Source organism: Vibrio sp. S11_S32 (assembly GCF_014694465.1).
Classification (GTDB): Bacteria; Pseudomonadota; Gammaproteobacteria; order Enterobacterales; family Vibrionaceae; genus Vibrio; species Vibrio algicola.
In genome coordinates, this window is the sequence record NZ_JAAUWS010000006.1 from 46,914 (window position 1) to 68,027 (window position 21,114).

The following is a 21,114-nucleotide window of genomic DNA, read 5'->3' on the forward strand; positions in this document are numbered from 1 at the left end:
TTTTCGAACTAAAGCGATCTGGATCACACTCATCACCTAAGCGCCAAGATAAAAACAAAATCCTTTAAAAACAATATAATAGATATAAATAAACATAAAGATCACATTTTTTTATATTTATTATTATTTATGTGATTTATCATCCCACCAAATCAATAGGCACACTTAATCATAGAAACCTTCAGGCAACAAAAAAGGCGCCAATAAATGGCACCTTTGGTTTTCACTACGATATTGTTAACGCTTTTTTATTCTTTAAAACTAAGTTTAAATATTAAAACATACTCTTAACAATCAACACCTTACTTTAAATTAAGCCAATTGGATAATTGTTGTTCATCTTGTATCTCGACGCCAAGATCTTGTGCTTTGGTTAATTTAGAGCCTGCCGCGGCTCCTGCAAACACAATATCGGTCTTTTTCGACACACTACCGGCAACTTTTGCCCCTAAAGTTTGTAATTTGTTTTTGGCTTCATTGCGATTAATGGCTTCAAAGGTGCCAGTGATCACTACCGTTTTGCCCGCTAGCGGTAATTCAGCAGTATCAAGTTGGGGCGCAATATCTGGCCAATGGATGCCTTGTTCGATTAATTGTTCCATTACCTCGACATTTTTAGTCTGTGCAAAAAAGTGGACAATATGTTCTGCGACGACTTTTCCTACATCGGACACTTCAATTAATTGCTCTTGGGTGGCTTGTTTGATCTTTTCAATTTGAGTGAAATGTAGGGCTAAATTTAATGCGGTGGCTTCCCCAACTTCGCGTATCCCTAAAGAATATAAAAAACGCGGTAAGGTAGTTTGCTTCGATTTTTCTAACGCATTCACTACATTTTGTGCCGATTTAGGCCCCATTCGATCCAGTACGGTTAATAGACCCGCACTTAATTTGAATAGATCGGCTGGGGTTTCGACCATTTCTTTTTCGACTAATTGCTCAAGTACTTTCACCCCTAAACCATCGACATCCATCGCTTTTCGAGAGACAAAATGTTTTAACGCTTCAATCCGTTGCGCCTTACAAATCAGCCCGCCAGTACAACGAGTGATCGCTTCACCTTCAACTCGTTCTAATTCTGAATGACAAACTGGACAGTGTTGTGGATACAGCACTGCTGTTGCCCCTGCTAAGCGACGCTCAGGTACAGCTCCGACAATTTTAGGAATAACATCTCCGGCGCGGCGCACAATCACGGTATCGCCAATATGAATATCCAAACGCTCAATCTCATCAGCATTATGCAAGGTTGCATTACTGACCGTCACCCCGCCAACATACACAGGTTCAAGCTTGGCAACAGGCGTAATGGCGCCGGTTCGCCCAACCTGAAATTCAACATCGTTGAGGGTAGTCATCTCTTCTTGGGCAGGGAATTTATAGGCAATCGCCCAGCGAGGGGCGCGCGCGACAAAACCTAGCTCTTGTTGCAAGGCAATATCATCCACCTTGATCACCACGCCATCAATTTCATAGGCAAGTTGTGCGCGACGAATCAATATATCTTGATAGTAGGCTTTTACTTGCTCAAGACCTTCCACCACCTTGGTTTCTGGGCACATAGGTAATCCCCATGATTTAAGCTGCAAAAAACGTTGATAATGGCTTTGAGGTAATTCAGCGCCTTCAACCACCCCAACACTGTATGCATAAAAGCTTAACGGTCGGGTAGCGGTCACTTTGGAATCGAGTTGACGTAAACTGCCAGCCGCGGCATTACGTGGGTTAGCAAAAGGTTTGGTGCCTTTTTGTAATGCTTTTTCGTTAAATGCATTAAAACCATCAAGCAACATAAACACTTCACCACGCACTTCAATTCGCACTGGCCAGTCGGTACCTTGTAGCTTTAATGGGATCGACTTAATGGTTTTCACATTGGTAGTAATATTCTCGCCAGTCGCACCATCACCGCGAGTTGCCGCTTGAACTAATACACCGTTTTCATACAGCAAACTGACCGCTAAACCGTCGAGTTTAGGTTCGCAGCAAAAAGTTTCTCGCCCTCTAGCATCCAAACGAGAAGTCAGTTTTTTATCAAATGCTTCCAATTCTTGGTCATCAAATGCATTGTCGAGCGACAACATCGGGATCTCATGCTCGACTTGGGTAAAACCGGCTAATGGTTTGCCACCGACACGCATACTGGGTGAACTATCAGAAATAAACTGTGGATATTCTTTCTCTAAATCGATAAGTTCTCGCATCAAACGGTCGTATTCTGAATCCGTGATCTGAGGGTTATCTTCAACGTAATAACGCACACCGTGGTAATGAAGATCTTCGCGTAATTGTTCAATTTTTTGTGCTATTTCTTGTGTCATGTTGTTCTCACTTAACTTACATCTGATCACTCATATTTAATAATTCAACTAGAGTGTTTTCGGTATGTCTACCACGGTTAAAACAAAAAAGGCTCCCAATAGGAAGCCCAATTAAAGTTGATGTTAACTTCTAGTCAAAGGTTTTGTTGATATATTGACGAATTTGCTGACGATAGGTAGAAAGACGATTTGGAGTCATTAATTTACGTTGGTCATCAAGCACATTAGCGCCTAAATCATCGGCAATTTGCTGCGCAGTACGCAACATATCAGTAAAGGTTTGATCGCTATCACCATAACCGGAAAGCGCCATAAAGAAAGAGATGCCTTTGGTCGAAAACTGATCCGGATCATCACAAACCAAGGTGCCTGGTTTCATCATATTAGCCACGCTAAATAACACTTTCCCATTGCTATCTTTCGCTTCATGGTAATGGAATATATCCATCGCGCCGAAAAACAAGCCATTCCTATTCATACTTGAAAACAGCTCTGTACCATTAAATTCTGTACTACCCGCCGCGTGCACATGCAGCACAATAACTTCTAATGCATCATCACTTGTTGCTGTTTGCACCGGTTCCTGCTCATTATTAACTGCAGCATTACCGCTGAAAGGATCCGGTTTAGTTATGACGGGTTCAACAACTGGTTGCTTATAGTCAGCCGGTGCCAAATCGCTCGTGATATTTATGTTTGTATCTAGTTCATTTACAGAGATCGGTTCATTTAAGTGACTCTGTTCGCGCAAGGGGGTAGAAAAACTATCATTTTGAGCAAGTAATGGGTCTTGTTCTGCCATTACATTCGTATTGAGCTCACCATCGTTATGGTGTTGGTTATCTATACCAACAGACTCAATATTATCAGTGGCTGAAAATTTATTGCTACTGGCAAACGAAACATCCGATTCGCCAAACAATGGATCGGGATGTTCATCAAGTGGATCTTGACTGTTAAATTCAGGTTCTTTTCGTGCTTTTACAACCGGTGCAGCCGCTAAGCTTGGCTCTTGTTCTTCTTTAAGCTTACTTAATGGTTTATCCGCAAATTTTGATTTACCCTCTTTTCTATTAGACATGATCCCATGTGCTAACAAAGCGATAATCAACAATCCGCCAACAATAATGAGTACTAGTCGCAATTCATGCATTGGTCACTCTCAATTCTATAATGTTATGATTCGAATCTACCTTGCATCCTTCGCCCGTCTTGGTTTTAGCGGGGTTTCAAGGCACTACAAAGCCTAGTATACCCAAGTGACTTGGATATTGAGTTACTTTATCAAAATTTATCTCTTTTTAGAGCCTATAAATGTCAATATTCTGAATACTTTATCACGCCTTTTGCCTTTCATCACAATTCAAAGAACACTCAAACCATTTAATTTTTCGTTCACAGCTCATCACTGTTGAATAATTGAGCATCTAAACGCAGCCTCAAAATTAATCTATTCAAGCGTTATCAAAATGTTACTGTCTTCATTTCAGTTTGTTATTGCTTCGCTTTTCTTCTTGATTTATATCAGTAGAATAGTCGGGCAAGCTGTTTTTCACAATCGTTCTGATGGAGTTTTTATGTCCCCAACGCCGACACCTGTATCGTCATACCCTGCCAGAAGCGGCTTTGGCTACTTTATGTATGGGCTGCAATTGTGCTTTCAACCAGGCATTCGACGCTTTGTCATCTTCCCCCTACTGATTAATATCCTGTTATTTGGTGGCTCACTCTACTATTTGTACTCCAACTTAAGTGATTGGCTCGGACATTGGATCGACACCATTCCAAGCTTTTTATCTTGGTTATCATATCTGTTGTTCCCAATTCTTGCTCTTACCATTATTGCCACATTTAGTTACTTTTTTAGTACTGTTGCCAATTGGATTGCCGCCCCTTTTAATGGTCTGCTAGCGGAAAAACTAGAGATCCAATTAACAGGACAAACCTTAACCGATCAATCGCTGTTTTCTTTAGTTAAAGATACGCCACGCATCTTGCATCGTGAATGGATAAAATTGGTGTATTACATTCCTAAAGCACTCGGTTTGTTGATCTTGCTGCTGATTCCCGCATTAGGGCAAACCATCGGGCCTATTCTGTGGTTTTTGTTTACCGCTTGGATGATAGCGATTCAATATTGCGATTATCCATTTGATAACCATAAAGTGACCTTTGCTAAAATGAAAGACGATTTAGCCTCGGATAAAATGCTGTCTTATAGCTTTGGCAGCTTGGTTGCGATATGTACCATGATCCCAATTATAAACTTAATTGTGATGCCGGTTGCCGTATGTGGCGCGACCGCAATGTGGGTCGAGCGCTACCAGCAAAGAAATTAAATTTCCCATATCTTATAACTATTTATTCCTTTTCCAACCCAGGATGAGGAATTATGATTTTGCTATCGCCTAGCATCTGTTAGGCCAAATAAATCGCACTCACCGTGAATGAAGGAACATTAACATGACTAAGATCTATGAAGACAACACCCAAACTATCGGTAACACACCACTGGTTCGACTTAATCGAGTGAGTAAAGGCAATGTGTTAGTGAAAGTTGAATCGCGCAACCCAAGCTTTAGTGTTAAATGTCGTATTGGCGCTAATATGGTATGGGAAGCAGAAAAAGCGGGACAATTAAAGCCAGGGGTTGAACTTGTAGAACCGACGTCAGGTAATACTGGGATTGCATTGGCTTTTGTTGCCGCCGCGCGTGGTTACAAACTGACACTAACCATGCCGGATTCAATGAGCATCGAACGTCGTAAGTTATTAAAAGCATTAGGCGCGAATCTAGAGCTTACCGAAGCGGCCAAGGGCATGAAAGGCGCCATTGCCAAAGCGGAAGAAATTGTCGCCAGCGACCCAAGCAAGTATTTATTATTGCAGCAATTTAACAACCCAGCTAACCCTGCTATTCATGAAAAAACCACCGGTCCTGAAATTTGGGAAGCAACCGATGGTCAAATTGATGTGTTTGTCGCGGGTGTCGGCACTGGCGGTACTTTAAGCGGTGTAAGCCGTTATATTAAGAACACTCAAGGCAAAGCGATCACCACAGTTGCGGTTGAACCAACTGAATCACCAGTGATTGCTCAAGCATTGGCAGGACAAGAGTTGACACCTGGGCCACACAAAATCCAAGGTATTGGCGCAGGCTTTATTCCGGGTAACTTAGATTTAAGCTTAATTGATAAAGCCGTAAGCGTGACTTCTGAAGAATCAATTGAAATGACACGCCGTTTAATGGAAGAAGAAGGTATTTTAGCCGGATTCTCATCAGGCGCGGCGGTTGTAGCCGCCAACAAGATAGCAGAACTACCTGAATTTGAAGGAAAAACTATCGTTGCCATCCTTCCAAGTTCGGGAGAGCGTTACCTCAGTACGGCATTATTTTCAGGACTATTTACTGAGAAAGAGAATCAACAATAAGGGTTCAAATCAATTTTTTACCGAAAAAAGCTCCTTTATGGGGCTTTTTTGTTGATCCCTAGTACACCTTTAGTAATAATCAGGATGTTTTATTTTAAGCTTCAAAATAAAGAGGCTAATTTAGTAGCACAATGACTATTAAAAAAATAGACGCTCATGTACTAAATAGACAAACATGACTTAAATAATTGGAACGAAGACTGTTTTGTGCACCATTTTATGAACTAGCGAAGCAGCGCATAAGAAGGTAAGCTAAACTGTTTTCAAATCCTATAACAAAGTAAATTAATCGGGGTAACACACATGTATCAGAAGCAAGTAGAAATCACTGCAGAAAACGGTCTTCACACACGTCCAGCGGCTCAGTTTGTTAAAGAAGCTAAAGCATTTGATGCTGACATCACTGTGACTTCTAACGGTAAAAGTGCAAGTGCTAAGAGCCTTTTCAAACTACAAACTCTTGGCCTAGTAAAAGGTACTGTTGTGACAATTTCTGCTGAAGGCGCACAAGCTGAAGCAGCTGTTGATCACCTAGTCGCTCTTATGGATGAGCTACACTAATCACACCTAGTGTTTAGTGGTACCCGTGTTAACGCTGCAGCTTGGTAGATTTAAATTGAGCCTTTATCGCTTAGCGAGACTAAGCGATTGAGGCTTTAGTTAATCTCTTATTGCTGCATCAGTAATGTTGGGTATCTCCACCTACTTTTTAAATTTGAACAAATTAAGGTAAGGCTATGATTTCTGGAATTCTAGCATCTCCTGGTATTGCTTTCGGTAAAGCACTACTTCTTCAAGAAGATGAAATTGTCCTAAATAAAACTCCTATTTCTGACGATCAAGTTGAAGCTGAAGTAAAAAACTTCTTTGATGCTCGTAATAAATCTTCTGAGCAATTAGAAGGGATTAAACAAAAAGCACTTGAAACTTTTGGTGAAGAAAAAGAAGCCATCTTCGAAGGGCATATCATGCTGCTTGAAGATGAAGAACTAGAAGAAGAGATTTTAGCACTGATCAAAAAAGACAAAATGTCGGCTGATTTTGCTATCTATTCTGTTATTGAAGAGCAAGCCGTTGCCCTTGAATCACTTGATGATGATTACCTTAAAGAACGCGCAACAGATATCCGTGATATCGGCAGCCGTTTCGTAAAAAATGCATTAGGCATCAACATCGTATCTTTGAGCGCGATTAATGAAGAAGTTATCTTGGTTGCTAATGACCTAACCCCTTCAGAAACAGCGCAAATCAATCTAGACTTCGTTCTTGGTTTTGCTTGTGATATCGGTGGTCGTACTTCTCATACCTCGATCATGGCGCGTTCTTTAGAATTGCCAGCGATTGTCGGTACTAACGACATCACCAAACAAGTTAAGAATGGTGATACGTTGATTCTTGATGCGATCAACAACAAAATAATTATTAATCCTTCTGAGGCAGAACTGGCTGAAGCGAAACAAATTCGCGATACCTTTATTGCTGAAAAAGAAGAATTAGCCAAATTAAAAGACCTTCCAGCGGTCACAACCGATGAACGTCACGTTGAAGTATGTGGCAACATTGGTACCGTGAAAGACTGTGACGGCATTATCCGTAATGGCGGCGAAGGTGTGGGTCTATACCGTACCGAGTTCCTATTTATGGATCGTGATGCCCTTCCTACAGAAGAAGAGCAATACAAAGCGTATACTGAAGTCGCGAAAGCGATGGGTGACCAAGCGGTTATCATTCGTACCATGGACATCGGTGGAGACAAAGATCTTCCATACATGGATCTGCCAAAAGAAATGAACCCTTTCTTAGGCTGGCGTGCAATCCGCATCAGCCTAGATCGTCGTGACATCTTAAAAGATCAGCTACGCGGTATTTTACGCGCATCGGCACATGGTAACTTACGTATCATGTTCCCAATGATCATTTCAGTGGAAGAAATTCGTGAACTGAAAGCGGCGATCGAACAATATAAAGCAGAACTTCGCAGCGAAGGTCTGGCTTTTGACGAAAATATCGAAATCGGTGTGATGGTTGAAACACCAGCGGCAGCAGCGATTGCTCACCACCTTGCCAAAGAAGTGTCATTCTTTAGTATTGGTACTAACGACTTAACTCAGTATACTCTTGCAGTTGACCGTGGTAATGAGCTTATTTCTCACCTATACAATCCGTTATCTCCAGCTGTCCTGACTGTGATTAAGCAAGTAATTGATGCTTCTCATAAAGAAGGCAAATGGACTGGTATGTGTGGCGAGCTTGCTGGCGACGAACGTGCTACTCTATTGCTATTAGGCATGGGACTAGACGAGTTCAGCATGAGCGGTATTTCTATCCCACGCGTTAAGAAAATCATCCGTAATTCAAACTACGCAGAAGTTAAAGCAATGGCTGATGAAGCACTTGCAATGGCTACCGCGGCAGAAATTGAAGCTTGCGTTGATAAATTTATCGCAGAAAAGTCGAATTAATAATATAATCATTCGACTAGAGATTAAAAATTAACTGCTTAGGAGCACAACATGGGTCTGTTTGACAAACTTAAGAAGCTAGTATCTGACGACACAGCTGATGCCGGAGCGATCGAAATCATCGCGCCAATTTCTGGTGAAATCGTGAACATCGAAGATGTGCCTGATGTCGTATTCGCTGAAAAAATCGTTGGTGATGGTATTGCTATTAAGCCAAACGGCGACAAAATGGTTGCACCAGTAAACGGTACAATCGGCAAAATTTTTGAAACTAACCACGCATTTTCAATCGAATCTGATGACGGTGTTGAGCTTTTCGTTCACTTCGGTATCGATACTGTTGAACTTAAAGGTCAAGGCTTTACTCGTATCGCTGAAGAAGGCCAAACGGTTAAAGTTGGCGACACTGTGATTGAATTTGATCTTGCTTACTTGCAAGAAAATGCAAAATCAACACTAACGCCAGTCGTTATCTCTAACATGGACGAAATCAAAGAGTTGAACAAACTTTCTGGTAGCGTTGTTGTTGGTGAAACTCCGGTTATCAGTATCGTTAAGTAATCTTTACTTTCTGATATTAAAAACGCTGCCTTAGGCAGCGTTTTTTGTTTGTATCAAACTATTTATACCTGATGCTCAAACTGATACTACCTTCTAATACCAATTCCATTTGATATTTGATCAATTTGAATACGCCGAAAGGCGCAGATCCATCCTTGAGCGCTTGAGAAAAGGCCCTCCATGGGCACTTAGAAAAGAACACCCATGTAGTTTGACACTTTTCTCCATCAACAATATGGATAGAACTGTACCTTTGGGCTTTACGCTAGTTTCAGTTCAGCCAGCATCTTCTGTGATGGGGCAAAAAGGTACGCTCCCGTTACCGCGCTAGTAAAGCGTAATAACTGATCGGTTTTGCCATCAGTCACACCATACATACTTTCTAGCATCACTTTAAAGTTATGCAGTCGATTACAATAAGCAATAAACAGTAGACCATGCTCACCAGATACTGAACCATACGGCAGGCTATGGCGAACCAGTTTTAAGCCTTTGCCTTGTTCTTTAATATCGACTCGACCCACATGCGAAGCGGCCGGCACATCATCAAGCTCAATGGAATCTGGCTTAGTACGACCAATCACCTTTTCTTGTGCTGCTACGCCTAAACGATTCCAAGCCGGTAATTTGTGGATAAAGCGTTGCACCATCACATAACTGCCACCAGCAAATTCACCTTCAGGAATAATCGCCACTTCATGACGTTGTTCATCTTTCGGGTTCTCAGTACCATCAATAAAATCGGTCATATCACGGCAATCTAAATAACGATATCCGTAAGTTTCATCAACAATCTCAACATCTTGTTCGATTTGTTCCATCAGCTTGCGCAGCAAATAAAAATGCAAGTCATGGCGTAATGAATGACAATGCAATAACACATCAACATCGGTCGTCGGCGCAATAACATCCCCATTACCTAAAACAGAAAATGGTTCTAATTCTGCAGGCATCGCTTGATTCAGCTTCCCCCAAAAAGCATGAGTAAAAGATAACGATAAGACTAAATTCGCCCCAGATTGCTGTTGGTTAAGTTGCTCAACCAATGATGGCAGAGCTTGCAGTTGCGCTAAAACATGCGCATGATTTTGTTTTATTTTAATTAAACTATAGAGTGCAAATGGGTTTGCATCTGGCGTTATCGCCAATTGAGGTTGTGACATATTTTATTCCTTTTAAAATCCGCAACGTGGTACATATCCGTACTGCGTTAATCTAATTAATATGTGAGCTAATCTAATCAATATGGGGAGCCACAAAGGTATCTTTGGTTTTTTGTGACTGCAGCAAGAAAAGTAAAAACCAAATTAAGCCGAGCAAGGTTAAGGCATCACTCCAGTTGAACCTCCAATAGGTAAAACTTAAATGATAAAGGGTTAAACCAAATTGAATCGCGACGGTTAAAGTGGTGAGTAACCAACCTTGGCTTATTAACCGATTGAGCCATTTGCGTTCTGGCTTTCTAAGCCCAATACACCACGCTAACGCCACAACGGGTAATCCAACAATTAAACCTGCATATAAACTATTATTCACTGGGTAAATTAAAGTTAATAACTTAACACTCAAATCTCGGCTGGCACTGGCGACAATAAACACAATCCAAGCTTTAGCTAAAAATATCCAGCCTAACCATAACCACGCAGACGGTTTTAAGAAACCATTGTTATCATAATCTTCAATTGCGTAGCGCAAGTTAACTCCTTTATCCTTTAATTTAAATCCATCGCTTTGGGTCTGATTTTGATACCAATCTCAGTCATTCGATGATCCGATAGTGACTTAAATTGGTATTATCTGGTTTATCCTATTTTAGTCGATATAATAGCATTCTAGCCTGACACTTATCACCAGTCTATTTCGAAAATTCTTCACCCTTTTCAACAAGAAAGAGCAACAACCTTATGAAAGCGAAAAAAGACCTACCATCACCAGAAACCCAGCAAGAGGCAATGAAAGTTGCTCGTTCAATCCAAAAACCAAACCAAACGAAAGATCAAACTAAGTTGATAGCACAGGGGATCGAGAAAGGCATTACTTTATACAAAAAGCAGCAGAAAGAAAAACAACGTGAAGCCGATAAGTTACGTAAAAAGCAGCATAAAACCGAGAGCAATACGCCTACTACGCCCCATGATGAATCCATCGATTTAACATCAAATAAGCAAACCACAAACAACATCGCTTGGATATTGCTTGTGATCAGTTGGGTAGGTTTTATCGCGTATATTTCATTGGCGTGATCGAGAGAGCAGCGTCTTAATGGTTAAAACCTAAATCGTGGGCAATGTCGTTTTTCCAACCATGTAATTTCTGGCAATCGAAAGGGCCCCAATCGTTTACTGAATAATAGCCGTCATTATAGCGACAACCATCTTGGACAAATTCCAAATGGATACCTATCGCAGGTAAGGCTTTTAGTACATCTTGTATGGTTCGACGTGGCCATCCGGTTAATTCAATTAATTTTGGCACGTTGGGTCTTTCAATATCTGCGACTAATAGCGCTAAATACAGTCGCTTGGCAAAAACAGGGCTTAATTCCATTACAGATTCCTCAAAAATTCATTAAGTGACATTCCTTATTCACTTATTTACGCGACCCATTATGCGATATTACGAGTTCACCATTTTGAGTAGGATCAAAACATGCCACTATTATGTGTATTTCCAAAGCAATATGTGAATTTTCCAAGCAAATAGCTTTTTTAATCATTGTTCATTTATCTCCGCTCGCGAATTGTGTAGGATTCTTAGTCATAGAGGTAAGATAATCAAAGGGAAAATCAAATGATCACCATGTATGGCATTCCAAATTGCGACACTATCAAAAAAGCCAAAAAATGGCTTGAGCAAACCGGTATTGAATTCCAGTTTCACGATTATCGTAAACAAGGTATCGACCAAGCATTAATGCAAGATTTTTGTCAACGTTTTGGTTGGCAGCAAGTACTCAATAAACGCGGTACCACTTATCGTCAATTAACGCAGCAACAAAAAGACGATTTAGATGAAAGCAGCGCAATCTCGCTGTTAATTGAATATCCAGCCATGATAAAACGCCCGATCGTCATTTCAGCGACTTCAGGCATGATTGGTTTTAAAGCTGAACAATACGCAGACTTTTTTAAATAATTTATATTTCTCAATAGTTTTTAGTTTCAATACTTTCAAAATAAGGGAACACTCGGATGTCGAACACAGATAGCCCAGTACTCGCACTGGCCAAGGATTTACTGCAACGTCAATCAGTCACCCCTGAAGATGCCGGTTGCCAACAAGTGATGATTGAACGCCTAAAAGCATTAGGTTTTGAAATCGAAATCATGGTCTTTGATGACACCACCAATTTTTGGGCACGACGTGGCAACCAAGCGCCACTCTTCACGTTTGCCGGTCATACCGATGTTGTGCCTTCTGGACCAATTGAACAATGGCACACCCCTCCTTTTGAACCAACCATCATTGATGGCTATCTGCATGCTCGTGGCGCTGCGGATATGAAAGGCTCATTAGCCTGTATGGTGGTCGCGGTAGAACGTTTTATTGCTGATCACCCTGAGCACACAGGTTCGATTGCTTTTTTAATTACCTCTGACGAAGAAGGTCCATTTATTAATGGCACCACTCGCGTGATTGATACTTTGATGGCGCGCGATGAAATCATTGATATGTGTATTGTGGGTGAACCATCAAGTACCGATCATGTTGGTGATGTAATCAAAAATGGTCGTCGTGGCTCTATCACTGGCGATTTAGTGATTAAAGGTGTGCAAGGTCATGTCGCGTATCCACACTTAGCTAAAAATCCTATTCATCAGGCAATGCCGGCGTTATCGGAATTAGCCGCTACGGTTTGGGATAACGGTAATGATTTCTTCCCACCCACAAGTTTTCAGATCCCCAATATTGCCGCAGGCACCGGCGCATCAAACGTGGTGCCTGGTGAGTTACAGGTGCAATTTAACTTACGTTTTAGTACCGAACTCACCGATACGGATATTAAACGCCGCGCGCATGCCATTTTAGATAGCCATGGGTTAGATTATGATATCAAGTGGACATTGAACGGTAACCCATTCCTAACCTCGGAAGGGCCACTCATTGATGCCGTAGTCAAAGCAGTAAAAGCGGTCAATCATCAACCGGCACAGTTATTAACTACCGGCGGTACATCCGATGGGCGATTCATTGCTCGCATGGGCAGCCAAGTGGTTGAATTGGGTCCCGTTAATGCCACCATTCATAAAGTCAATGAGTGCGTCAACATTGCTGATTTAGAAAAGCTAACCGATATGTATCAAAAAACCTTGGAGAATTGTTTAGTCTAATGAAATACTCCCTTGAGCAGTTAACCGGATTGAGCCAAAGTCATCTTGAGTCCATCACGGTCGGTCAACGTCAATTTCTTATTCATAAAGAAATAAAATTAGCGTTACAAGGCTTAATTGCGTCTGCTCAAGGCCATGGTTTTGATTTTTCGATTGCCAGCAGCTTTCGCGATTATCAACAACAAGCCGTTATTTGGAATAATAAATTTAGTGGTCAACGTCCGATTTTAGATAATCAAAGCCAACCATTAGACAGCTCATTATTAAGCGCATTAGAGAAGATCCATGCCATTATGCGATGGTCGGCGCTACCCGGTGCCAGTCGTCATCATTGGGGATGCGAGTTAGATATCTATGCACATAACTGCCTACCCGAGAACACCAAGTTACAACTTGAGCCTTGGGAGTATCAAACCGGTCATCAAGCAGAGTTCTCCGATTGGCTACAACAAGCGTTACCACAATACGGTTTTTATCTCCCCTATCAACAAGAATTAGGTGGGGTCGCCATTGAACCTTGGCATATCAGCCATGGTGAAACCAGTCAAATGATGCAAGATCAACTCACTCCTGATGATCTACAACAAGTTTGGCAGCAATATCCATTTTTGGGGCTAGAAACTGTATTGAAAAATCAGCAGACGCTCTATAATCAATACATCATCAATGTGACGCCTTACCAAGCGCCATAACACAGGATCTGCAGTATGGAGTACATTACTAACCCTTGGGTGATAAGCCTGATCATCGTGGTCTTTATTATCGGCAACTTAGCCTCAATGAAGCATTTAGGTCAAACGCATTTGGCGCGCAAAAACCCCAACAAAAAGACCGAACTTGAAAAGCTGATCGCCATTTATAAAGAAAAAGATGCACAAGAGCAAAAGACCTCAACATCACAGCCAAATAAAGAAAACCCATCTCAAAAATCAGATGATTAATACCAATCAATAAAAAACCGCCAACTCAAAGCTGGCGGTTTTTTTGTATAAAGTAATAGCGCTAAATATTACTCGTTATCTTTCTTTTCCTGCTCAGCCACTTGACTGGCTTTCGAATTATTATCTAAGTAAGCCTGCAATGCAGGGATAAAGGATTCCATATCACTTTCAGGGATCGGTTTACCTTTACTGTCGGTCACATTGATTGAGGTTCGGTTATCTAAATCGCCAACCAAGAAAGTATATTTACCATCTTTAATGGAGAGTGGTCTGATATTGATTTCACTCCAAACCTCATCATCCAGCGCTTCATATTTCGTTTCCACCGTGCCTTGCGATTGGTTTTTATCATCAACCGTAAAGCCCATTAATGGTAATACGCCCGCAAACTTAGACCACATCACATCATACGGAGCACGAGCAATGATCACAGGTAAACCGCTTCGGTCTTTACCCATGGTAACCGGAATTTTATTCAATAACTCAAGTGCTCGAATACGGGCTTCTTCGGTCACTTGTTTATCATATTGATTGGTGATGTTATTCACCATATTACTGGAATAACGGTCTTCGATTTCTGGGGTGAGATCGAGCTCTTTAGTGTTTTCACGAAATTGCACCAATATCACTTGGAATGCATAACGATTATTCTGTTCAATGCGGTCAATTTTATAACGTGCTGCGATTGGGAAAGATTCATCTTGCGCGCTTAAATCGACCCAATCGGTTTCAATCGAGGTCGGCGTATCTTGGCGTAATTTAATCTTTTTATCGCTAATGGTGGTATGGATCATACCCCATACTTTATCCAACTCATCTTTGCTGACTAACCATAAGATCACACTGTTATCACTGCGTTCAACTCGCGCACCAGGAATGAGTTCTAACACTTCTTGTGGAGGGCGGATATCAACATCACGACCAGTAGCGCCTTTAAAATCCCCTTGAGGAATATTGTATTGCGGGTAAAACTGCGGCTGAGCATCAGCTTGCAGTACCCATTGTTGGTCAAGCTTAGTATCTAAATATTTAAAATCATCTTTGGCTTGACGGCGTGAAGCAGGGTCGCCTGAACAAGCAGACAACACCAAAACAGCAAGCGAGCTAAGCACAAGTTGATGGGAAAACTTCATATGGTTTGAAACTCCTGAAATACATTTTGGTCAATATCTGCTAAAGGTCACCTTCGATGAAAGCCATCACCGTTATCGGTTATCGCCCCACACTGTTATTGAATACCAGCGTCTTTTAATGCTTTCTCTACAATAGGTTGTGCTGATGCACTTAATTCAGTTAGTGGTAAACGTAAATCGCCTTGAGCAATCAAGCCTAATTTATGTGCCGCCCATTTAACAGGAATAGGGCTCGACTCGACAAAAAGATGCGTATGAAGTGGCATTAATTGTTGATTGATTATCTCAGCTTGGTCGTATTTACCTTGCGCTGCCAGAGAGAACATAGTCGCCATTTCTGCTGCTGCAATATTATTGGTCACTGAAATAACGCCATCACCACCCAGCTTAACAAACTCTAAACCAGTCGCATCATCACCACTTAATAAAACAAAATCGTCGCCACAGAATTCGCGAAACTGTTTCACGCGCGAGGTATCACCGGTAGCATCTTTTACACCAACAATTTTATCTAATTTAGATAAGCGCCCAATGGTTTCTGGTAGCATATCGACCCCAGTGCGACCAGGTACATTATATAAAATCACCGGCACTTCGCTCACTTCAGCAATCGCTTTGTAATGCTGATATAAGCCTTCTTGAGTTGGCTTATTGTAATATGGCGTCACACTTAGGCAACCAGCAACACCTGAGTTATTGAGTAAGCGACTAAAAGTGACTGCTTCATGAGTGGCATTAGCGCCCATTCCTGCAATCACTGGAATACGTCCGGCTGAAAATTCAACCACTTTATTCACAACTTTAACATGCTCTTCAACGGTTAAAGTGGCTGACTCGCCGGTGGTACCGACCGCCACAATCGCACTCGTTCCAGACTTAATGTGATATTCCACTAGTTGTTTGAGACTATCATAGTCAACTTCATCGCTATGATTAAAAGGCGTAACTAGTGCAACGATGCTTCCTGAGAACATGGTTTTCTCCTTATAAATTCTATTGGCATGTTACTTTAACCCCATCAATAAAGACAAGCACTCTCCCTACCTTTCTCGACATTTACCACTAAATAATGTCATCTATCCTCTTTACAGCCACAAACCACTCATAAATAACAAATATGGTGATGAAAATTATTGATCTTATACGCTGATCACGGAGCGAGTAATGTGTGCTAACATGATGGCCTCTTTCATAAGGACGATGGAACTCGCATGCATCACTTAGTTATTACCGCAATCGGCACCGATAGGCCCGGAATTTGTAATCGAATTACTAATATCATCTCGCAAGCCAGCGGCAATATAATTGATAGTCGCATCGCCATTTTCGGCAGCGAATTTACCTTAATCATGCTAGTTTCTGGAGAAGCATCGGCCATTACTCGTATTGAGACCCTTTTGCCTGTTATGGGTTCCGCTCAAGATTTAATGGTTGTGATGAAACGCACCGCCACCCATCAAACGCCAAGCTATATTTATAAAATCGATATAAAAATAGAAGCCGAAGATAAAGTGGGTCTCATCGATGCTTTCACTCATTTCTTTTCTCAAAGAGAGTTGAGTATTTCCAAGTTAAGTGCCAAAACCCTTACTAAAGAGACCGATCCCCAGGCTCATCAAAAACACTTTTCAATCAGCATGACAGGCCTTAGTAAAGACGCGCCAGTCCCTGATGGGTTACAAGCCGACTTTAACCAATTATGCCAATCACTTGCAGTCACTGGCACAATTAAAATTAGTTATCACGAATAAAATAATATAAGGATATAGCATGCAAACCTTAACTGCTGGCGTCCCTGCGCCAAATTTTGCCTTACAAGATCAAGACGACAACACCGTTTCTCTAAGCGGTTTTAAAGGTCGTAAAATTCTGTTTTATTTTTACCCTAAAGCGATGACACCTGGCTGTACCGTTCAGGCACAAGGTTTACGTGATATTAAAAGCGAACTTGATGGATTAAATATTGCGGTACTTGGTGTCAGCATTGATGCAGTCAAACGTTTAGGGAAATTCATTGAGCGTGACCAGTTAAACTTCACGCTATTATCCGATGAAGATCACGCGGTGGCAGAGCAATTTGGTGTGTGGGGCGAAAAGCGTTTTACCCTTAGAAAAAAAGAATGACAAAAAACTTTGACATATTTTTATGACAAATCTATCTTTGATATGTGGGTAACATATCGAGGATTGTTTTGTGATAGAAACGTACAAAGAAAAATGTTCTGATGTTTATGATGACTACCGACTTCTTTCTGTCGAAGTCGATACATTAGCAAAACTGAAATTCTCTACAAATACCGATACTGAATCAGGGGAAGTGACATACTCTCCCGACCTCTCTCCTTCCAATCTAGAATCACGCATAAAGAAAACCGATATCATCGTTGCCCCTGACGGTAGAGTGGTTTATCCGCAGTCTCTTTACCTAGTATCTAAATTGCGTGGTGAAGCAGCGGTAAAAGACACTGGTTCAATAGCAAAAGGTTTGCTGGCTTTCACTCGTTATTTGGATTCGACTCACTACCCTCAATTTGATGATGGTCATGAAATACCATGTGATTACCTAACGTATAAAAGCCTATCGAAGTACGAAGAAGAAGGGGCACCTTGGCGATTTGCTGAGTTTCTACTTGCGAACTGCAATAATATTGAAGGAGCTAATGGCAATGAAGCTTTTAGTTTATCTACCGCTAGAAGTTATATGAGTGCCGTGATTGGATTCTATAAATGGATGCAAAAATACGGCTACATCAAAAATAACGATCGGAATGTTGTTACCCACTACACAACTGGAGCTGTGCATCATGAGTTAAACCAACACGATATGTTGGCTCACACAAAATCAGGCTCTGAACGTACTTATGAAACCTCCAATATCATGAAGATGTTTCCTAAAAAAGAAAACACACCTGCCCATAAAAAACTCAAGCCCATGCACCCCGAGCACAAAGCTTTATTTAATGAGCATATAACGTCACTCCCAAAGACGACAAAACTCATATTTCAGCTATGTGTAGAAGCTGGACTTAGAATAGATGAAGCCATTCACTTCCCCGCTCACGATATCGGAAACGCTGACTACAGTGATTTAGAAACTGTACCTGTCAAAATTACTCACACTAAAGGCAGCAAGGAGCGTACCGTTGCAATCCCCATCGAGCTGTATGGCGAGTTGGAGGTACACAAAGAAAGTCACACTCAACTTAAAAACCTAAGTAAGCGCAATGAACTTGTTCAGGCAGGCAGCGAAATAGATAACGTTAAGTACCTGTTCCTCTCAAACAAAGGCGTGCCTTACTCAGCCAATACATTAGAAACGCACTTTTCAAACCTTAGAAAGCAGATTCGCGAAGTGGACTCTTCTTGGTATTACCGTATTCATGATTTACGTTCTACCTTTGCCACTCATTGGCTTTGGAGAGAGTCAAAAGAGCGTGATGTAGACTATGACTACCTTATGGATGAATTGGCTCAATTAATGGGGCACGCTAGCACATCAACCACTGAAAAGTACATTAAGTACATGAATAAACTGGACGACCAAATCAACATGGCTAAGGCCAAAAACCGTAAAATAAACGGAGGTTGGTCGTAATGGCGAAAAGTAAAATCGCAAAACAGTCCGAGGCCATTAATCATGTGCGCAATAATCAAAATGTCACTCCTTTGAATTTGACGATCCCTTATAAAGATACGAATTCGACTCAAGTAAAGCAGTTCGATGTTTCTCACCTATTGCATTTAGGGGGGAGCAAAGAAAACGAAAAGATAAACAGTCGAGCCGTATTTATCAGGTCTTTTTGCAAAAAAGCTAATCAATATGTCAGCAATGGTAATTCAGCACGTACCGTCACAGAAAACTACAATAACTTACACGCTTACCTTGCTTTTTGTGATGCAATAAATGTTAACCCATTCACCGAAAACGGCTATTTGAAGCTTGCTGGCAACGATGGCGAGTTAAGGCATCGTATCAAGATGCTTACCCCTTCAAAACGCCTATGGGAATACAATCACGGTGATGAGTTAGGGATTAAAGAATCTTCCGCTTCAGCAATACTTTCATATCTTCGTACTGCCCTTGAATGGTGCGGCTTGCCTATTTCCGGTTGGGCGAGAAACCACCGAAGGTTTACTGGAGAAAAAACGCCGTTTAAGAGGTACTCAGATGAAGAAGAAAAGCTTCTGGTTACACGATTAGAGACATTATTTTTCACTCTAGCGCCACAGCTCATTGCAGCTAAAGAAAGCTATACCCCTTTACCAGAAACACTGCCTCTTATCATTAGACTTGGTTTGCATGAAGAAACAGTTCACATCCCGACATCGTTGGAATCTCGACGGGGAAATCGAAGCAAAAGTGGTACCACAGTTAATACTGGCTCTGCCTTTAACCTTATGATGGGCGCTGCTTATCATTTAATGTGCTTTTTCACATCACTGAACGACAGCAACATTCGAAACATTGCCCACCCAATTCACGTTCATACAGAAGAGCGAGATAAGAGCCTGCAAGTAGTCAAAGTCTCAAGCTATAAACCTCGCGCCAACAGTGAAGTCGATGCTCTGTTGGTAGGTGAGCAATTTGACGTTGATAAGCGTGATGGTGTGAAGTTTATTCGATTACTCGAACGACTATCCAAGCTATATAGCAATAGTGAAGATGGCTCAGAGTTAATATTCACCCTCAATAATCACGCTGATGTGAATCATACCTTTAATTTGGCAGAGATAAATAAAAGGCTCGTTAACCAACTACACCTGCTATCTCCATATAGGGCTGATAGCCTACCTTGGTTTAAAGCGTTGTTTTACGCCTATCGAAACCAACAGTGCATCACATTAAAGAAGATCGTGAATCACTTAGGTCGCAATGTAGTTCATAAGGAAGTGCAGGCATCTAGCAAAAGTAATGCAGTAGCCGGGGCGAGCAACAGTGCCTACTGCATTTTATCTTGTTACACAGACTTACCGCTCAAAGGAATTTTACTTCCACTCACCTACTCAGAAAAAGATAGTGATGGCAACGTTACCGTTTCTTTTTACTATAGAAATGGCGAACATGAATGCTTCAAAGTCCCTGCTTCTGATTTAGCGCTAATTAAAGCGATTGAGCGATGTGCGACAGAAAAAGCAGACAAACAGCCTAAGAAATACGAACGGCTGCTTTTAGCAAAAACTTCCCAAAATATTCCTTCAGATTGGGAAGGCATCAGCCCTATTTCATCAAACCTAATAAGCAGGTGGTCTGCTGAAACCAACCATTACTATTTATCCCTTCAATCAAGCCGCTGGCGAGAAATGAACAGCAACCAAGCTTATGCCGAAGGAGGAATTCAAACCGTTCAAAGCTTGCTGCAAAACAAGCAAGAAACAATAGAGAGAAGTTACATCAACGGGCTTCCACCCCTCAATAAAGTCATTCTCTCTCAGGGTATAGAGGTCATCGAAAATCTCTTTGACAATAACTTAGAGCAAGCAAAAGACGCTGTGGCTAAAAGACGTGGTATTCCTATGCTGACATGCGAGGAAGGTGAGAAAAAGCGTAAAACTAACCCCAATGGAATCGCCTGCAGTGGTAAGCAAGTCATTATCGATGATAAGAATACACAACGTGAAACGAACTATGCGCTAGGCGTAGACTTGCCTTGTGCCGAGTTTGATATGTGTCACAAGTGCCAATCTGCCAAAGCGGTAGATGAGGTTGACGCTATTTATAAGCTTATTTCATACATCGATGTTTTAAAGGAGGGGCTTGATATGTTCCCCGATTCGAAAGGAGAGGCCCTAGAAAAAATCGAGCAGTTTGAGTTTACGCTAGATGGGACAAGTGACGATGTATTCGATGAAGCTATGAGCAAATTTAATACCCAAGGTCGTCACCCACGAGTGTCCATCGACCATGCGATTCTATCCCTATAGTTACGGGAGCT

The 21,114-nt window shown here is 41.5% G+C and carries 20 protein-coding genes and 1 pseudogene; 14 read left to right on the forward strand and 7 right to left on the reverse strand.

Annotated features, from left to right (window positions below):
* Nucleotides 1–302 precede the first annotated feature (302 nt).
* Together ligA and zipA are read right to left on the reverse strand one after the other, a co-directional pair.
* Nucleotides 303–2,321 (reverse strand): NAD-dependent DNA ligase LigA, encoded by a 2,019-nt coding sequence (gene ligA / locus HC723_RS05360; protein ID WP_190338440.1) that lies wholly within the window; start codon nucleotides 2,319–2,321, stop codon nucleotides 303–305.
* 130 nt (nucleotides 2,322–2,451) lie between these two features.
* Nucleotides 2,452–3,474, reverse strand: coding sequence for a cell division protein ZipA (zipA, locus tag HC723_RS05365; protein WP_190338441.1), 1,023 nt, complete (start codon nucleotides 3,472–3,474; stop codon nucleotides 2,452–2,454).
* A gap of 424 nt (nucleotides 3,475–3,898) precedes the next feature.
* On the opposite strand from zipA, the gene cysZ reads away from it, so the two are divergent.
* The 5 genes from cysZ (at nucleotide 3,899) to crr (ending at nucleotide 8,776) form a co-directional block, all read left to right on the forward strand.
* Nucleotides 3,899–4,660 (forward strand): sulfate transporter CysZ, encoded by a 762-nt coding sequence (gene cysZ, locus HC723_RS05370; protein ID WP_153447482.1) that lies wholly within the window; start codon nucleotides 3,899–3,901, stop codon nucleotides 4,658–4,660.
* Between the two features lie 124 nt (nucleotides 4,661–4,784).
* Complete coding sequence (gene cysK / locus HC723_RS05375; protein ID WP_190338442.1) at nucleotides 4,785–5,753, forward strand: cysteine synthase A; 969 nt, start codon at nucleotides 4,785–4,787, stop codon at nucleotides 5,751–5,753.
* Nucleotides 5,754–6,056: 303 nt separating this feature from the next.
* Nucleotides 6,057–6,314 carry an HPr family phosphocarrier protein gene (locus HC723_RS05380; RefSeq protein WP_017025938.1) on the forward strand — a complete coding sequence of 86 codons (258 nt, stop codon included), beginning with the start codon at nucleotides 6,057–6,059 and terminating at the stop codon, nucleotides 6,312–6,314.
* Between the two features lie 176 nt (nucleotides 6,315–6,490).
* Entirely contained in the window at nucleotides 6,491–8,215 is a 1,725-nt protein-coding gene (gene ptsI / locus HC723_RS05385) for a phosphoenolpyruvate-protein phosphotransferase PtsI (protein ID WP_153447484.1), read from the forward strand.
* 51 nt (nucleotides 8,216–8,266) lie between these two features.
* Nucleotides 8,267–8,776, forward strand: coding sequence for a PTS glucose transporter subunit IIA (gene crr / locus HC723_RS05390; protein WP_153447485.1), 510 nt, complete (start codon nucleotides 8,267–8,269; stop codon nucleotides 8,774–8,776).
* Nucleotides 8,777–9,036: 260 nt separating this feature from the next.
* On the opposite strand, the gene HC723_RS05395 is transcribed toward crr, so the two are convergent.
* Together HC723_RS05395 and HC723_RS05400 are read right to left on the reverse strand one after the other, a co-directional pair.
* Nucleotides 9,037–9,939: a Dyp-type peroxidase gene (locus HC723_RS05395; RefSeq protein WP_153447486.1), complete on the reverse strand. Its 903-nt coding sequence runs from the start codon at nucleotides 9,937–9,939 to the stop codon at nucleotides 9,037–9,039.
* Nucleotides 9,940–10,012: 73 nt separating this feature from the next.
* Nucleotides 10,013–10,471, reverse strand: coding sequence for a DUF2919 domain-containing protein (locus HC723_RS05400; RefSeq protein ID WP_190338443.1), 459 nt, complete (start codon nucleotides 10,469–10,471; stop codon nucleotides 10,013–10,015).
* A gap of 257 nt (nucleotides 10,472–10,728) precedes the next feature.
* Here HC723_RS05400 and HC723_RS05405 point away from each other — a divergent pair, with 257 nt between their 5' ends.
* Nucleotides 10,729–11,019: a DUF2956 domain-containing protein gene (locus HC723_RS05405; RefSeq protein ID WP_407701700.1), complete on the forward strand. Its 291-nt coding sequence runs from the start codon at nucleotides 10,729–10,731 to the stop codon at nucleotides 11,017–11,019.
* A gap of 16 nt (nucleotides 11,020–11,035) precedes the next feature.
* On the opposite strand, the gene HC723_RS05410 is transcribed toward HC723_RS05405, so the two are convergent.
* Nucleotides 11,036–11,323: a helix-turn-helix domain-containing protein gene (locus HC723_RS05410; RefSeq protein ID WP_153447489.1), complete on the reverse strand. Its 288-nt coding sequence runs from the start codon at nucleotides 11,321–11,323 to the stop codon at nucleotides 11,036–11,038.
* A gap of 243 nt (nucleotides 11,324–11,566) precedes the next feature.
* Here HC723_RS05410 and HC723_RS05415 point away from each other — a divergent pair, with 243 nt between their 5' ends.
* Genes HC723_RS05415 through HC723_RS05430 form a run of 4 tightly spaced genes read left to right on the forward strand, consistent with a single transcriptional unit; the run spans nucleotide 11,567 to nucleotide 14,048 of the window.
* Nucleotides 11,567–11,911, forward strand: a complete 345-nt coding sequence (locus tag HC723_RS05415; protein WP_238925414.1) for an ArsC family reductase — start codon at nucleotides 11,567–11,569, stop codon at nucleotides 11,909–11,911.
* Nucleotides 11,912–11,967: 56 nt separating this feature from the next.
* Nucleotides 11,968–13,107, forward strand: a complete 1,140-nt coding sequence (dapE, locus tag HC723_RS05420) for a succinyl-diaminopimelate desuccinylase (protein ID WP_190338444.1) — start codon at nucleotides 11,968–11,970, stop codon at nucleotides 13,105–13,107.
* Nucleotides 13,107–13,799 (forward strand): M15 family metallopeptidase, encoded by a 693-nt coding sequence (locus tag HC723_RS05425; protein WP_153447491.1) that lies wholly within the window; start codon nucleotides 13,107–13,109, stop codon nucleotides 13,797–13,799. Before dapE ends, HC723_RS05425 begins: the two co-directional genes overlap by 1 nt.
* Before the next feature lie 15 nt (nucleotides 13,800–13,814).
* Nucleotides 13,815–14,048: a DUF2897 domain-containing protein gene (locus HC723_RS05430; RefSeq protein WP_153447492.1), complete on the forward strand. Its 234-nt coding sequence runs from the start codon at nucleotides 13,815–13,817 to the stop codon at nucleotides 14,046–14,048.
* Between the two features lie 68 nt (nucleotides 14,049–14,116).
* Here the strand turns inward: HC723_RS05430 and bamC are convergent, their stop codons facing one another.
* Nucleotides 14,117–15,181: an outer membrane protein assembly factor BamC gene (bamC, locus tag HC723_RS05435; protein WP_190338445.1), complete on the reverse strand. Its 1,065-nt coding sequence runs from the start codon at nucleotides 15,179–15,181 to the stop codon at nucleotides 14,117–14,119.
* A 95-nt stretch (nucleotides 15,182–15,276) separates the two neighbouring features.
* The gene (gene dapA, locus HC723_RS05440; protein ID WP_153447494.1) at nucleotides 15,277–16,155 is read right to left on the reverse strand and encodes a 4-hydroxy-tetrahydrodipicolinate synthase; all 879 of its coding nucleotides are present in this window, start codon (nucleotides 16,153–16,155) and stop codon (nucleotides 15,277–15,279) included.
* Between the two features lie 237 nt (nucleotides 16,156–16,392).
* On the opposite strand from dapA, the gene HC723_RS05445 reads away from it, so the two are divergent.
* The 4 genes and pseudogenes from HC723_RS05445 (at nucleotide 16,393) to HC723_RS05460 (ending at nucleotide 21,103) form a co-directional block, all read left to right on the forward strand.
* Nucleotides 16,393–16,932, forward strand: coding sequence for a glycine cleavage system protein R (locus tag HC723_RS05445; RefSeq protein WP_153447495.1), 540 nt, complete (start codon nucleotides 16,393–16,395; stop codon nucleotides 16,930–16,932).
* A 19-nt stretch (nucleotides 16,933–16,951) separates the two neighbouring features.
* Nucleotides 16,952–17,284, forward strand: a pseudogene (bcp, locus tag HC723_RS05450) (thioredoxin-dependent thiol peroxidase); the annotation flags it as partial.
* 91 nt (nucleotides 17,285–17,375) lie between these two features.
* Nucleotides 17,376–18,776 (forward strand): tyrosine-type recombinase/integrase, encoded by a 1,401-nt coding sequence (locus HC723_RS05455; protein ID WP_190338447.1) that lies wholly within the window; start codon nucleotides 17,376–17,378, stop codon nucleotides 18,774–18,776.
* Nucleotides 18,776–21,103, forward strand: a complete 2,328-nt coding sequence (locus HC723_RS05460; RefSeq protein ID WP_190338448.1) for a hypothetical protein — start codon at nucleotides 18,776–18,778, stop codon at nucleotides 21,101–21,103. The genes HC723_RS05455 and HC723_RS05460 overlap by 1 nt, the downstream gene beginning before the upstream one ends.
* Nucleotides 21,104–21,114: the final 11 nt, after the last annotated feature.